General features: G+C 74.1%; 9 protein-coding genes. 5 read left to right on the forward strand and 4 right to left on the reverse strand.

From position 1 onward, the window contains the following. The first annotated feature begins 24 nt into the window (after positions 1 to 24). From rbfA to ACFYZ8_RS43635, 4 genes are all read left to right on the forward strand, one after another. Positions 25 to 477 carry a 30S ribosome-binding factor RbfA gene (gene rbfA / locus ACFYZ8_RS43620; RefSeq protein ID WP_359034939.1) on the forward strand — a complete coding sequence of 151 codons (453 nt, stop codon included), beginning with the start codon at positions 25 to 27 and terminating at the stop codon, positions 475 to 477. Then, positions 474 to 1,379 carry a tRNA pseudouridine(55) synthase TruB gene (gene truB, locus ACFYZ8_RS43625; RefSeq protein ID WP_359034937.1) on the forward strand — a complete coding sequence of 302 codons (906 nt, stop codon included), beginning with the start codon at positions 474 to 476 and terminating at the stop codon, positions 1,377 to 1,379. The genes rbfA and truB overlap by 4 nt, the downstream gene beginning before the upstream one ends. 255 nt (positions 1,380 to 1,634) lie before the next feature. Further along, complete coding sequence (locus tag ACFYZ8_RS43630) at positions 1,635 to 5,243, forward strand: trypsin-like peptidase domain-containing protein (RefSeq protein WP_388533921.1); 3,609 nt, start codon at positions 1,635 to 1,637, stop codon at positions 5,241 to 5,243. 146 nt (positions 5,244 to 5,389) lie between these two features. Next, positions 5,390 to 6,340, forward strand: a complete 951-nt coding sequence (locus ACFYZ8_RS43635; protein ID WP_359034933.1) for a bifunctional riboflavin kinase/FAD synthetase — start codon at positions 5,390 to 5,392, stop codon at positions 6,338 to 6,340. Between the two features lie 62 nt (positions 6,341 to 6,402). Here the strand turns inward: ACFYZ8_RS43635 and ACFYZ8_RS43640 are convergent, their stop codons facing one another. The 4 genes from ACFYZ8_RS43640 to eccE all read right to left on the reverse strand — a co-directional run bounded on the left by ACFYZ8_RS43640 (position 6,403) and on the right by eccE (position 12,227). Continuing rightward, positions 6,403 to 9,303, reverse strand: a complete 2,901-nt coding sequence (locus ACFYZ8_RS43640) for an SCO5717 family growth-regulating ATPase (RefSeq protein WP_388533918.1) — start codon at positions 9,301 to 9,303, stop codon at positions 6,403 to 6,405. 281 nt (positions 9,304 to 9,584) lie between these two features. Beyond that, positions 9,585 to 9,920: a DUF397 domain-containing protein gene (locus ACFYZ8_RS43645; protein WP_359034929.1), complete on the reverse strand. Its 336-nt coding sequence runs from the start codon at positions 9,918 to 9,920 to the stop codon at positions 9,585 to 9,587. Positions 9,921 to 10,056: 136 nt separating this feature from the next. Continuing rightward, the gene (locus ACFYZ8_RS43650; RefSeq protein WP_388533914.1) at positions 10,057 to 10,887 is read right to left on the reverse strand and encodes a hypothetical protein; all 831 of its coding nucleotides are present in this window, start codon (positions 10,885 to 10,887) and stop codon (positions 10,057 to 10,059) included. Then, positions 10,887 to 12,227 carry a type VII secretion protein EccE gene (eccE, locus tag ACFYZ8_RS43655; protein ID WP_388533911.1) on the reverse strand — a complete coding sequence of 447 codons (1,341 nt, stop codon included), beginning with the start codon at positions 12,225 to 12,227 and terminating at the stop codon, positions 10,887 to 10,889. The genes ACFYZ8_RS43650 and eccE overlap by 1 nt, the downstream gene beginning before the upstream one ends. A 195-nt stretch (positions 12,228 to 12,422) precedes the next feature. On the opposite strand from eccE, the gene eccB reads away from it, so the two are divergent. Continuing rightward, positions 12,423 to 13,985: a type VII secretion protein EccB gene (gene eccB, locus ACFYZ8_RS43660; protein WP_388533909.1), complete on the forward strand. Its 1,563-nt coding sequence runs from the start codon at positions 12,423 to 12,425 to the stop codon at positions 13,983 to 13,985. The last annotated feature ends 10 nt before the right edge of the window (positions 13,986 to 13,995 follow it).

Below are 13,995 nucleotides of genomic sequence, written 5' to 3' on the forward strand. Positions count from 1 at the left end.
GTAAGTACTTAAGGAGACGGACCAGTGGCCGACAACGCGCGCGCCAAGAGGCTGGCGGACCTCATCCGAGAGGTGGTGGCCCAGAAGCTGCTGCGCGGGATCAAGGACCCGCGGCTCGGCTCACACGTCACCATCACGGACACCCGGGTCACGGGTGACCTGCGGGAGGCGACCGTCTTCTACACGGTGTACGGCGGCGACGAGGAGCGGGCGGCCGCGGCGGCCGGACTGGAGAGCGCCAAGGGCGTGCTCCGCTCCGCGGTCGGGGCGGCGGCGGGCGTGAAGTTCACCCCGACGCTGACCTTCGTGGCCGACGCGCTGCCCGACACCGCCAAGACCATCGACGACCTCCTCGACAAGGCCCGCCAGTCCGACGAGAAGGTGCGCGAGGTCTCGGCCGGCGCCAGGTACGCAGGCGACGCCGACCCGTACCGGAAGCCGGGCGACGAGGACGAGACGGACGACGCCGCCGAATGACCGAGAAGAACCGGACGCCCGACGGCCTTGTCATCGTCGACAAGCCGTCGGGCTTCACTTCGCACGACGTGGTCGCCAAGATGCGCGGGATCGCCAGGACCCGCCGCGTCGGACACGCCGGCACCCTCGACCCCATGGCGACGGGTGTGCTGGTCCTCGGCGTCGAGAAGGCGACCAAGCTCCTCGGACACCTCGCGCTGACCGAGAAGGAGTACCTGGGCACGATCCGGCTCGGCCAGACGACCCTGACCGACGACGCCGAGGGCGAGATCACGGGGTCGGTGGACGCCTCGAAGGTCACCCGCGACGCCGTCGACGCCGGGATCGCCAAGCTGACCGGCGACATCATGCAGGTGCCGTCCAAGGTCAGCGCCATCAAGATCGACGGGGTGCGCTCGTACAAGCGGGCACGTGAGGGCGAGGAGTTCGAGATCCCCGCCCGCCCCGTCACCGTCTCGTCCTTCGCGGTGTACGACATCCGGGACGCCGTCGCCGAGGACGGCACCCCGGTGCTGGACCTGGTGGTCTCCGTGGTCTGCTCGTCCGGCACCTACATCCGGGCCCTCGCCCGCGACCTGGGCGCCGACCTGGGCGTCGGCGGTCATCTGACGGCTCTGCGCCGCACGCGCGTGGGCCCGTACAAGCTGGACTCGGCCAGGACCCTCGACCAGCTCCAGCAGGAGCTGACGGTGATGCCGATCGCCGACGCCGCGGCAGCCGCCTTCCCGCGCTGGGACGTCGACGGCCGCCGGGCCAAGCTGCTCACCAACGGCGTACGGCTCGACATGCCCGACGAGTACGCGGGCGCCGGTACGGTCGCCGTCTTCGGCCCCGAGGGCCATTTCCTGGCGCTGGTCGAGGAACAGAAGGGCAAGGCCAAGAGCCTGGCCGTCTTCGGCTGACGCCGAACCGGGGGCACCGGGGCGGCCCGCCCGTGGAGCGGCGATCACGGGGTTGCGCCGCCGCTCCACGGTCCCCCCTCGGTTCCCCCACCCCTAGGGTGTATCCGCCGTCCCCCTTCCATTCACCCGCGCGGGCAGGCGCTCGGAGTGAACCGGGGGTGTGGAAGGGGGCGCGTTCACCACGCGATCTGTCCCGCTGATCACCGCACGCCTACCGTCGAAAACAGGAACGTGCGTACGGCGGGGAGGTCGGCCATGGTGGCAGGGGGTGACTCCGTCGGCGGAGCCGTGCCGTCCGCCTCCGGCCATCGGATGTCGGCGCAGGAGGGCCCGGAGGCGCGCGAGACGGGCCCGCGGGTCCGGTGGGGCGACCGGGCGGCCACCGAGGAGGACGGGCAGCCGCGGCCGGGGTGCGAGAGGAACCGGTGGGGTCGCCGCGGCGATCGTCATCAGCCCGCGCACGGACGCCGGCGCGAACCCCAGGAGCAGGTCTCGTCCGGACCCGGGCAGGACCCGGAATTCGTGCGGATCCACGATCTGGCGGGGCGGCCCCGGGGGACCGGCTTCGTCGCGGATCACCACGGCACCGTCGTCACCAGCCACGAGGCCGTCGACGGGCTGGCGCGGCTCGTGCTGCACGCCGGCGACCGCAGCTGTGTGGTGGCCGCCGACGCCGTGACCCCGCTGCCCGAGCTGGATCTGGCGCTGGTGCGGACCGAGGGGCTCGGCGTGGACCCGCTGCCCGTCTCCGTGCGGGACTCCGTCGGGACCGGCACCTACGTCCGGCTCCCCGCGGGCTGCTGGCGCGAGGCCCGGGTGCTCGGTACGGCCTCCGTGACCTACACAGCCACCGACCGCTTCCATCTCCTCGAAGGCGCCCTGGAGCTGGCGATCGGCACCGCGGGACGGGACGCCCTGCGGCTGGGCGGCGGGGCCGCCGGAGGGCCCGTGCTCGACGCCGGGACCGGCGCGGTGGTCGCGGTCCTCGGCACCGCCCTGCAGAGCGGCCGGCGCGACAGCGGTCACGCGGTCCCGCTCCGCCCCGTCCGCCCCGGCCCCCTCGCCGACCTGCTCGCGGAGAACGCCGCGACCGTCCCGGCCTACGGCGCCGACCTCAACCTCGCCGGCGTGCTGGAACTGACCGCCACCTCGGTCGGCCAGGACGGCCCGCCCGGTGCCCTGGCCGGTCACGTGGGCCGCGAGGACACCACGGAATTGGTCGAACGGGCCGCGGTCACCCGGGAGTTCGACGCGTTCACCGCCGGCCCGGCCACCGTCCTCGCCCTCGTCGGACCGCCCGGCAGCGGCCGTACGACACAACTCGCGGCCCTCGCCGCCCGCCGCCACCGCGGCCCCGCCCCGGCCCCCACCCTCTGGCTGCGCGGCGCCGACCTGGCGGACACCGACGCCTCGGTGGCCGACGCGGCCCGCCGCGCGCTCGCCAGGGCGGCCCGGATCGTGGCGACCTCCGCGGACACCGTCCCCGCCGACCTGGGTGACACCACCCCCGAGCGGCTGGCCCGCCTGTCCCGCACCGCCGGCCGGCCCCTGCTCCTCCTCCTCGACGGCCCCGAGGAGATGCCCCCGGTCCTGGCCCACCGCCTCGCCGAGTGGACGCGGAACACGGCGAGCTGGCTGGCGGAGACCGGGGCACGGCTGGTGGTGGCGTGCCGGGAGGAGTACTGGGAGCAGGCCGGCTTCCCCAAGGAACTGCTGTACGGCGGCCCGGACGAGCCTTGCGTACGGCTCGGCGACCTCACCGACGACGAGGCCCGCCGTGCCCGCGCCCGCTACGCCCTCCCCGAAAGCGCCATCGCCGCCTCCGACGCCCGGCACCCTCTCGCCCTGCGCCTCCTGTCCGAGGTCCGCGCGGCTCTCCCGCCCGACGCGCACGCCCCCCTGGACCGCGACCAGGTCTTCGAGGCCTACCTCGACCTCATGTGCCTGCGCATCGCGGTGCGGCTGGCCACCCCGAGCGGTCTGCGCGGCGCCGCGGTCCGCCGGCTCGCCGCGAAGGTCTCCGGCCAGGTCCACGAGGCCGCCCGCCGCAGCCTCGGCCCCGGCCAGGGCGAACTGGACCGGGCGTCGTTCGAGGCGGTGTTCCCCTGGGGCCCGGCCCCCAAGAGGCTCGGCGACACCGGCTGGGCCTCCGCCGTCCTCACCGAGGGCCTCCTCGTTCCCGCGGGCAGCGGCTACCGCTTCGCCCACGAGGAACTCGCCGACTGGATCCAGGGCACCCACCTGGACCTGGACGAGGCCCTGCGCGCCCTGGTCCACCGCCGCCGCACCGGCCGCGACCACCCCTTCCCCGTCCCGCACCACCGCATCGGCCCCGTCGTCCAGGCCCTGCTCCTCGTCGCCCGCCAGCACGGCACACCCCAACTGGCGTACCGGCTGGAGGAGTTGCTGCACGCCCTGGACGCCGACCCGGACTCCTGGTGGGCGGCCCATCTGCTCACCGGGACCCTGCTGCGGGTGCCCGACGCGACGCCGTACACCGATGTGCTGCGGCAGCTCGCCGACCGCCTGGTGGCCCGGCGCCGCCAGGAGGAACCGGTCCCGGCCGCGTTCGGCCCCGCCTTCTGGACCGCCCTCCCGCTCCCGACGGGCGCCCTCCTGGACCTGCTCCGCCGTCTCGTCCTCGCCGACGGACCGCCGCGGGAGCCCGGCCCCCGGTTCCTGGACGCCGTCGCCGAGCTGCTCGCCGCCGACCCCACCGCCGTACAGGCGCAGCTGACCCGCTGGTTCGACGACGAGCGGCCGCTGCCCGCGACCCCGCACGCGACCGTGGCGAAGGCCGCGCAGGCGCTGCTGCACACACACCGGACCCGGGCCCTGGACGACCTCGCCGAGGTGCTCGTCGGCTGTGCGCACCGGCGGGCCGACGAACTGCTCGCCGTGCTGGCCGAGGACGAGCCGTCGGCGGTGTGCCGGGCCGTGGACCGGTGGGCGCACGACGAGCGGCCCGCGCGACGGGTGGCGGCGGTGGCGTACGGACTGCGTGCCGCCCCGCACGTGCGCACCGAGGCCGACCGCGAGCTCCTGCGCTACGCGGCCCTCGCCCTGCTCGCCCGCCCCGAGGACCGCACCCTGCACGGCGGAGCGCTCGCCCTCCTGGTCCGCGATCCACACACCCGTGCCCGTCATCTCCCGCAGGCGCTCGGGTACTTCGCGGCCGGTGACCCGCAGTTCCCGCCGAGCGCGCTGCTCCCCGCGCTCGCCACCCACCCCGATCCCGTCCTGGACGCCTTCCGGGAGCGGCTGCGGGGCCCGGACGCCGGGCAGGCGCTGCGCGCGCTCGCCGACATCACCACGCCCGCACCGGCCCGCCGGGTGGCCGTGCTGGTGCGGGAGGCCGTGGAGCGGCGCCCGGAGACCGCCGGGGACGTGGCCGCGTACGTCGACCGGCGCCTCGACCAGGGCCCCGCCGCGCGGGCCGTTCTCCTCCCGCTGGTCACCGCCCTGCTGGCGGGCGGTCCCGAAGGGGTGCGGGCCGCGCTGGCGGCCGTGCTCGCCGGCCCCGGCACGCCCGTCTCCCGCCCGCTGCGCGAGGAACTCCTCGACTTCCTCCTGGAGCACGAACAGGAGCCCGCGGTCCTGGCCGCCCTGCTGCCCGCGGCCGCCGCCCGCGCGGACACCGGCATCCGCGACCTGATCCACCGCATCGGCCTCCACCTCGTCCGCACCCCGGACGGCGCGACCCGCTTCGACCGCGGTCTCGTCGATCTCGGCCGGTACGTCCCCGGGTTCGCCGCGCTGGTGGCCGGCTGGCTCGCCGAGTCCCCGCAGGAGTGGGCGGCGGTGGTCGGGCCCAGCACCCGGCGGATGATCGAGAACCTGGCGGGCGTACGGGTGCCCGCCTGAGCGGGCCCTCCCAGCCCCTCGGGGCCGCGTGCGTCGGGTCACAGCCTCCATGCCGATGCGAGCGACGGGCACGCGGCATGGCACCCTTAGACCTGCGTAAGTCGCAAGAGTCAATACGGACACGGGTTCGACGAGGAGCGGTCACAGTGCAGCGCTGGCGTGGCTTGGAGGACATCCCCGAGGACTGGGGGCGCAGCGTCGTCACCATCGGTTCCTACGACGGGGTCCACCGCGGGCACCAGCTGATCATCCGGCATGCCGTGGACCGGGCGCGTGAGCTGGGTGTTCCCTCGGTCGTCGTCACCTTCGACCCGCACCCCAGCGAGGTCGTCCGCCCCGGCAGCCACCCGCCGCTGCTGGCCCCGCACCACCGGCGCGCCGAGCTCATGGCGGACCTGGGCGTGGACGCGCTGTTGATCCTGCCGTTCACCAAGGAGTTCTCGAAGCTCTCGCCCGCCGACTTCGTCGTCAAGGTCCTCGTCGACAAGCTGCACGCCAAGGCGGTCGTCGAGGGCCCCAACTTCCGCTTCGGCCACAAGGCCGCGGGCAACGTCGAGTTCCTCGTCGAGCAGGGCAAGACCTACGACTTCGAGGTCGAGGTCGTCGACCTGTACGTGACCGGTGCGGCGGGCGGCGGCGAGCCCTTCTCCTCCACCCTGACCCGGCGTCTGGTCGCCGAGGGCGACGTGGAGGGCGCCGGGGAGATCCTGGGCCGCCCGCACCGGGTGGAGGGCGTGGTGGTCCGAGGCGCCCAGCGCGGCCGTGAACTCGGCTTCCCGACCGCCAACGTCGAGACCCTCCCGCACACCGCCATCCCCGCCGACGGCGTCTACGCGGGCTGGCTGCACGCCCAGGGCGAGGCGATGCCGGCCGCGATCTCCGTCGGCACCAACCCGCAGTTCGACGGCACCGAGCGCACGGTCGAGGCGTACGCCATCGACCGCGTCGGACTCGACCTGTACGGGCTGCACGTGGCGGTGGACTTCCTCGCCTATGTGCGCGGGCAGCAGAAGTTCGACTCGCTGGACGCGCTGCTGAAGGCGATGGCCGTCGACGTGCAGCGGTGCCGTGAACTGATCGGGGCCGCGGAGGGCTGAGAGCCCCGGGGCATGACGAGAGGGCCGGCACCTTCACGGTGCCGGCCCTCTTTCTCGTGGTCCTACTGCTGCGGCGGCTGCCCCGCGTTCGGGTCGTACGGCGGCTGCGGGAACCCGGGCTGCGGCTGACCGGGCTGGCCCGTCTGCCACGGCTGGCCGGGCTGGGCGCCGGGGAAGCCCTGGAAGGGCGGCTGTGCGGCCGGGGGCTGGCCGGGCTGCTGCTGACCGGGCATCGGCGGAGCCATGGTCGGCGGCTGGACACCGGCGTTGCCGGTCCACAGACCCTGCTCCTGCTGGGCCCGCACGAAGTCCTCGGCCACCATCGCGGCGAGGTCGAAGTACGCCTCCCGGACCTTCGGCCGCATCATGTCGAGGTCCACCTCGGCACCGGCCGCCAGGTGCTCGTCGAACGGTACGACGATGACGCCACGGCAGCGCTGCTCGAAGTGGGTGACGATGTCCTCCACCTTGATCATCTTGCCGGTCTCGCGCACCCCCGAGATCACGGTGATGGACCGCGAGACCAGGGACGCGTACCCGTGCGCCGACAGCCAGTCCAGCGTCGTACTGGCGCTGCTCGCACCGTCCACCGACGGCGTCGAGATGATGATCAGCTGGTCGGCGAGGTCCAGGACCCCGCGCATGGCGCTGTAGAGCAGGCCGGTGCCCGAGTCCGTGAGGATGATCGGGTACTGGCGGCCCAGCACGTCGATCGCGCGCCGGTAGTCCTCGTCGTTGAACGTCGTGGACACGGCCGGGTCGACGTCGTTGGCGATGATCTCCAGACCCGACGCCGCCTGGGACGTGAACCGGCGGATGTCCATGTACGAGTTGAGGTACGGGATCGCCTGGACCAGGTCACGGATGGTCGCGCCGGTCTCCCGTCGCACCCGGCGGCCGAGGGTGCCGGCGTCCGGGTTGGCGTCGATGGCGAGGATCTTGTCCTGCCGCTCGGTGGCCAGCGTCGAGCCGAGCGCGGTCGTCGTGGTCGTCTTGCCCACGCCGCCCTTGAGGCTGATCACCGCGATCCGGTAGCAGGACAGCACCGGGGTGCGGATGAGGTCGAGCTTGCGCTGCCTCTCCTGCTCCTCCTTCTTGCCGCCGAGCTTGAACTTCGATCCGCCCGGGATGGGACGGCTGCTCTTGGCCTTCTGCTTCTTGCTGTTGACCAGCCGGTCCGAGGTCAGCTCGACCGCGGCGTTGTAGCCGAGCGGCGCGCCCGCGCCGGCGACCTGCTGCCGCTGGTCGTGCTGGACGGCCGCGGGCCAGCCGGCACCCGCGCGGGGGTCCGCGCCGGGCTGGCCGGGAGCGCCCGCGTAGGGGTTGGGGTGGGGGGCCTGCGGCGGCTGCTGTCCCGGGAACTGCGGCTGTCCCGGCTGCGCCTGAGGCTGGCCGTGGGGCGGCGGCACGGGCTGACCCGGCTGCTGCCCCGGCTGGGGCTGCTGCTGGGGATAGCCGTAGCCGCTCTGCGGGGGCTGGGGCGCGGGGGGCTGCGGGAAGCCGTAGCCGCCCTGCGGGTTGGGGGGCGCGGGCGGCTGGGGGTAGCCGTAGCCGCCCTGGCCGGGGTGCGGGGCCGGGGGCTGCGGGAAGCCGTAGCCGCTCTGCGGGGGCTGGGGCGCGGGCGGCTGCGGGAAGCCGTAACCGCCCTGCGGCGCCTGGCCGTCGGGCTGCGGCGGGGTGGCCGACCAGCCGGAGGGGGCGGGCTGCGGTGCCTGGGGCTGTGCCGCGGCGGCCCCCGGCTGGGCGGGCGGGAGCGGGGCACCGGGCTGACCGCCCGTCGTCCACTCCGGGGCCCCGGGCGGCGCCGCACCGGCAGGCGCCTGCGCGAACTGCGGCGGGAGCGGCGGAACGGCGCCCTGCGGGGCCGGCGGCGGACGCCAGCCTTCCTGCTGCTGGGCGTCGGGCTGCTCCGGTACGGGAGGCTGCGCGGCCTCGGGCTGCTCGGGAGCGGGGCTCGGGGCGGCCGGGGGCTGCTCCGGTACGGCCGTCTGCGCGGCGGCCTGCGGTTCCGTGCCGGTGTCGGGGTCACCGCTGGGCGCGGCGGACGACGCTGCCGCGGCTTCCGGCGCCGGGGCCTCGGTGCTGGGCACGGCCTCGGGGGCCTCGGTGTCCTGGGCGGCGGTGCCGGGCTCGTCGTCGGAGCCGGGTGCCGTCTCGCCCGGGGCCGGGGCGGCGGCCGGTGCGGGGTCAGCAGCCTCCGCGGAAGCCTGCGGGGCCTCGGCGGGGGCGGGCGGCTCGGGTGTGGTGGGCGGCTCGGGTGTGGTGGGCGCGTCCGCCGAGGGGGCCGCGGATGCCGCAGGGGGCTGCGGTGCGCTCGGTGTCGCGGCGGGGGCGGCAGGCGTGTCGGTACGGCCTTCCGCGTCACCGCCCGTTGCAGCCGGGCTGTCGGCGCCGGTGGGGCTGGGGGCCACCGGGGGCGCGGGGGCCACGGGTGCGGCGGGGGGTGCGGGGGGCACCGGTGCCGTGGGAGGTGCCGCAGCCGCGGGGGGCTGGGGGTAGCCGTAGCCGGCCTGCGGGGGCGCGGGCGGTTGCGGGTAGCCGTAACCGCTCTGCGGGTGGGGAGGCGCGGGCGGCTGCGGGTAGCCGTAGCCGCTCTGCGGGTTCGGGGGCGCCGGCGGCTGAGGGGCCGCCGGGTTTCCCGCCCACGGCGGCGGAGGCGGTGGGGGCGTCGCGCCGGCCGGGCCCGCGGGCGGCGCGAACTGCGGGCCGGGCGCGGGAGCCGTCGGTGCGGAAGAGGACGGATCGGGGTAACCGGGGTGGGGTGCAGGCGCGGCGGGGGCAGGGGCAGGGGCGGGCGCGGGAGGCTCCGGCTCGGCCTCGGGCGCCGCACTCTGCGTGTACCAGGCAGGGGCGGCGTAGTCGATGGTGAACTCGCCCGTCAACTCGGTGGCGGACTCCGCGTCGGACTGGTCGTCGCTGGGCGTGGTCCAGCCCGCGCGCAGCCCGTCCCGATCGCTCTGCACAATTCCTCCTGGTTGGTCGAGCACCCTCGTGCCGTGTGGGCAGTCATGTGCCGGGCTGGGGGCGACCGTTCCTGTTGTCCGATCCGACTGAAGTCCCCTGGACGCGAACAACCCACCCGTGGGTTCTGACGTCGCACCCGCATCAAGCGTAAACGCCACAGGCGTCGGCGGGGCAGGCCCGTCCGCTGTGCGCTCGCACGCACCGCGGACCGCTGCCTGCCTCGATGTCGTCCTTGTCGTCCTTGTGGCGGTTGTCCGTCTCTTGAGCGCGGGCTGCTCCGTCAGCTCCGCTGCTCGGCCTGCTCGGCGGCGGTGCCGCCGTCGTGCGGAGCGGGCTCCAGGTCGAACTCGCCGTCGCGCGCGCCCAGTACGAAGGCCCGCCACTCCGCCTCCGTGTACCGCAGCACGGTGTCCGGGTCCAGGGAGGACCGCATGGCCACCGCGCCCTCGGGCAGATAGGCGATCTCGACGCGCTCCTCGTGCTCCTCGGTGCCGGGCGCGCTGTGCCACTCGACGCCGGAGATGTCCAGGCCGTACAGCTCGTCCCGTTCCCGTTCCTTTCGCGCCTTCACGTCCGCGTCCGGTGTCTTTGCGGCGATGTCGTCCGCGTCAGTCATGGTCGGCGGGCCCTTTCTCATGAGCGAACCTCGTGCAGGAGCACCCTACTTGGCCTGCGCCCCCTCACGCGGCGCAACGGTCCGGTCACGAACTCGTGCGAGGGACCGACAGCTTGGGCACACCACGAGCCGCCCGTCAGTCCATACGGCGGGGCGCCCCGAGCAGACCGGTCTCCGCGTCGGTGGGCTGGGTCATCACGTACTGCCGGCTCTTCTGCGTGCACCACAGGGCCACGTTGTCGGCGAGGGACGACAGGGACGCGGCGTCGCGCTGGGGCAACCGCATGGACTTGCCGACCACTTGGGACTCCTGCGGGGAGATCCGCTGTACGCCGACCACGTCCGCGTTGGCCAGCAGGCGGGGCGCGGTGGGGCCGAGGTAGGGGAGCAGGGTCAGCACCGACTGCCAGGGCGCCGTGGTGAGACGGCTGCGCGGGGGGCGGATGCCGAGGTCGCGGATGATGAGCACGGGGCTGGCGGGGGACGGGCCCTGCGGGGCGATCCGCCCCACCTGGTGCACCGTCACCGCCTGCTGGCCGCCGCCGGCCGCCTGCGCCATCGGCGCCCACAACTGCGGACGGGCCGTCTCGACGGCCACCCGCGCGCCGATCGCCGCCGCCCGCAGGGCGATGACCTGGGCCATCCAGGTACCGCCCACCAGCACCATGTCGAGGCGCGTGGGGCGGCACAGGCCCAGCACCGCGGGCTGGTTGTCCTGGTCGATACCGAGGATCAGACCGTCGTCGCCGACCGGCAGCGTCAGCTGCGAGAGCACCTCGGCGTCGACGAGGTGACGGTCACGCCGGGGACCGAGCAGCCCGAAGGCCTCCCGCAGGCGCCGCTCGGGGCCGATCCGGGCGGGCTCGGGGGAGCGGGGCAGATGCCCGGGACGCTGTCCGGGGAAGCCCGGCGTGGACGACGATCCGAAGCCGGAGCGGCCGGAGGGACTCATGGTGGGAGCGGACATCAGCGGGTACCTCCCAGCGGCAGGGTGGCCAGAACTCCGGGCAGCTGTTCACGGTCGAGCCGGACGAGACCGACCTTGAAGGCGGACGCCGCCCGCTCCAAGTGCTGGGCGGCCTCGCCCAGTTCGTTCTCACCGCGGCTGGTCAGACGCACATGTCCGGACAGGGCCAGGACCTTGCCGCGCCGCCTGCTGATGGTGAGGGAGAAGGTGCTCGCGAGCGTGGGCGCGGAGGTCAGCGCACCGACCAGCCGGGGGAACGCCGGACCCGCGCCGCCGAACTGCGGCCACTTGGAGATCCAGTACGTGGTGTGCAGCCGGTCGTCGCAGCGCCAGGTACGGGTGGTCTCGGCCGTACGGCGGCCCGAACGGCTGCCGTCGAGGGCGGCACCGCCGGTGGTGGCCATCGGATTGACACAGCTGGAGGTCGCGATGGCCCCGCAGATGTCCGACTCGCTCAGCACCTTGGCCTGCATGCCGGCCCCCATGAGCCGGCTGGCCAGCTGGTCGGCGACCCGCAGCAGCGCCCGCCGGGCCCCCTGCATACCGCCGCCGCGGGCCGCCACGGCCTCCGGGCACAGCTCGGGGTCGAGCTTGAGCGCGACCCAGGTGATGCGCAGCCCCGGCGTCATGCTCTGGGCCTGCAGCGGCCCGTAGGAGCGCACGGCCATGGCCTGCGGGGGCAGGTGCGGGGCGGGTGCGGGCTGGGTGTGCTGGACGACCTGGACCGAGGCGAGCCGGATGTCGTCCACCTCGAGCAGGCCCTGCAACAGGTCGAGGGGGATGTCGCCGCTGCCGTAGGAGGGCCGCAGGGGGGTGTCCGCGGCCTGCACCTGGACCAGCGCGGTGAGGAAGGTGCCGTCGCCGAGCATGCCGATCTCGCGCTGCGCGCGGTCCTGGAAGCTGTAGGTGCGCAGCGCCGGGTCGCACTCGACGGCCGGGGCGAAGCCGGGGTCGGTGCCGGGTGGTACGGGTTCGGCGTTGCGCTTGCGGCGGTCCCGGAGCGCGCGGGCGGTGCTGAACCACTCGGGCAGCGGGCGGCCGCGCCGGCGCAGCAGTCCGGCGAGGACCAGCGGTACGGCGAGCACGATGCCGACGGTGAGGCCGATGGGGCGCAGCAGCCAGCCGATCAGCAGGACGGCGGCGGCCAGTTCGATGCCGACCAGCTGCTGGACGCGGATCGGTCCGATGCTGCCGGGGCGCCGGGCGAGCGACGGCGAGGCCGGACTCGGGGGCCTCGGGGCCGAGGACGACTGTGCCGGTTGCGGCACCTGCCCGGGCCCCTGGTTCTCCTGGGTACGACGGCGGCCGTTACGGCGCCGGGACCTGGTCGCAGTGCTCATCCCCCGGTACAACCCCTTTGCATTGTCTGGCCGCGACTCGAGCTGGCGGCGGATCACCGTACCCCGTACCGTACGGTGCGATCGTCACACGGCATAGTAGAGGCCCCTGCAGGAGCAAACGCCACGGAGTACCGGGCGGCCCTGGGGAGTTCCGCATTCGGAAACAAAGCGAAAAAACGGGGAGTTGACCCATCGATGGCGACACGTCGGGATGAGCTGAACGCTTACTCCTTCGCGCGCAGGCGCACGGTGGCGGCGTTTCTTCAGCCGTCGCCGCACGGTTCGGAGGAGGCGGCACCGCGTCCCCTGAAGACCGTCCTGCCCAGTCTCGGTGTGGCCACGCTGGTGCTCATCGGATTCGGGGCCTGGGGCATGCTCAGCCCGACCGCGCCGAAGGGCTGGGACGCCCAGGGCAAGAACATCCTCGTCGGCAGCGAGTCGACGACGCGCTACGTGCTGGTGAAGACCAAGGGCGAGGACAAGCTCAGCCTGCACCCGGTCCTCAACCTGGCGTCCGCCAAGCTGCTGCTCAACGGCGAGAACCCCCAGGTCATGAAGATCAAGGAGTCGGTGCTCGACAACAGCAAGTACCCGATGGGCGCGACGGTCGGCATCCCCTTCGCCCCGGACCGGCTGCCGTCGGCCTCCGACGCGGAGAAGGCCAAGGTCTGGGCGCTGTGCGAGGCGCCGGGCGAGGACGGCCAGCCGGTGCGGGCGACGTACGTGCTCGACCAGGGCGACTACAACGACCTGCTGCACAAGGGGAAGAAGGAGCTGAACCAGCGCGAGGCCCTGTACGTCGAGGGCCCCGCCGCGACCGGCGACACCACCGGCCCGCGGTACATGGTCACCGCGAACGGACAGGCCTACCTGCTGGGCGGTGTGGGCTGGAGGCTCCGGGGCGAGGAGTCGATGCAGACGCTGGAGCGCGCGGTGTTCGGTTCCGCGACGCCGCAGAAGGTCAGCGCGGACTTCATCAGGACGCTGCACGTCGTGGGCGACCTCGACTTCCCCGACCTGGGCGGGGACGTGGGGTCGGAGGCGCACGTCGAGGGCCTTGATCCCAACTACTCCAAGGTGGGCCTGATCCTCGAGGCCGATGGTTCCATCGGCGGCAAGAAGCAGCAGTACATCGTGCTGAAGGACAAGGTCCAGGCGGTGTCGAACTTCACGGCGAAGATGTGGCTGCGCAGTACCTGGGTGGACGGCGCCTACGGCTCCCGGACGCCGGCACCGGTGCAGGTCAGGTTCAACGACGTCCGGCCGTCGCCCGGCGAGTGGATGTCCTCGAAGAACTGGCCCGAGGAGCCGGTGATCGTGGCCAACACGCAGGAGAGGGGCGGGAACAAGGTCTCGTGCAGCGTCTGGCACGGCGGCAAGGACGACCCGCGGACCGGCCGGGACCAGATGACCGTCTGGGCCGGCCCCGACTACCCCAAGGACGTCTCCCAGAGCGGTTCGAGCACCTACGTCTCGCCCGGCAGCGGCCTGCTGTTCAAGCGCCTCACGGGCGCCGACGCCGGCGGCGGCAGCACCTTCCTGGTCACCGACACCGGTCTGCGCTACTCGGTCCCCGCGCGTAACGACAGCGAGGTGACCGGCGGCGAGAAGGCCGACACCCAGCAGACCAACACCGCCCAGGTCAGGCTCGGTTACGGCAAGATCAAGCCGGTGCCGGTTCCGGCGGCGTGGGCGGACCTGCTGGCGGCGGGGCCGGAGCTGAGCAGCGGCAACGCGGAGCAGGCGCAGGGGTCGTAACCCCGCAGTC

It is taken from the genome of Streptomyces sp. NPDC001668, from assembly GCF_042893155.1.
Taxonomy (GTDB): Bacteria; Actinomycetota; Actinomycetes; order Streptomycetales; family Streptomycetaceae; genus Streptomyces.

Bases quoted from the DNA above. Each gene is read 5' to 3' on its own strand.
- eccB (WP_388533909.1), top strand. From the start codon at position 12,423: ATGGCGACACGTCGGGATGAGCTGAACGCTTACTCCTTCGCGCGCAGG.
- truB (WP_359034937.1), top strand. From the start codon at position 474: ATGACCGAGAAGAACCGGACGCCCGACGGCCTTGTCATCGTCGACAAG.
- ACFYZ8_RS43650 (WP_388533914.1), bottom strand. From the start codon at position 10,887: ATGTCCGCTCCCACCATGAGTCCCTCCGGCCGCTCCGGCTTCGGATCG.
- ACFYZ8_RS43630 (WP_388533921.1), top strand. From the start codon at position 1,635: ATGGTGGCAGGGGGTGACTCCGTCGGCGGAGCCGTGCCGTCCGCCTCC.
- ACFYZ8_RS43645 (WP_359034929.1), bottom strand. From the start codon at position 9,920: ATGACTGACGCGGACGACATCGCCGCAAAGACACCGGACGCGGACGTG.
- eccE (WP_388533911.1), bottom strand. From the start codon at position 12,227: ATGAGCACTGCGACCAGGTCCCGGCGCCGTAACGGCCGCCGTCGTACC.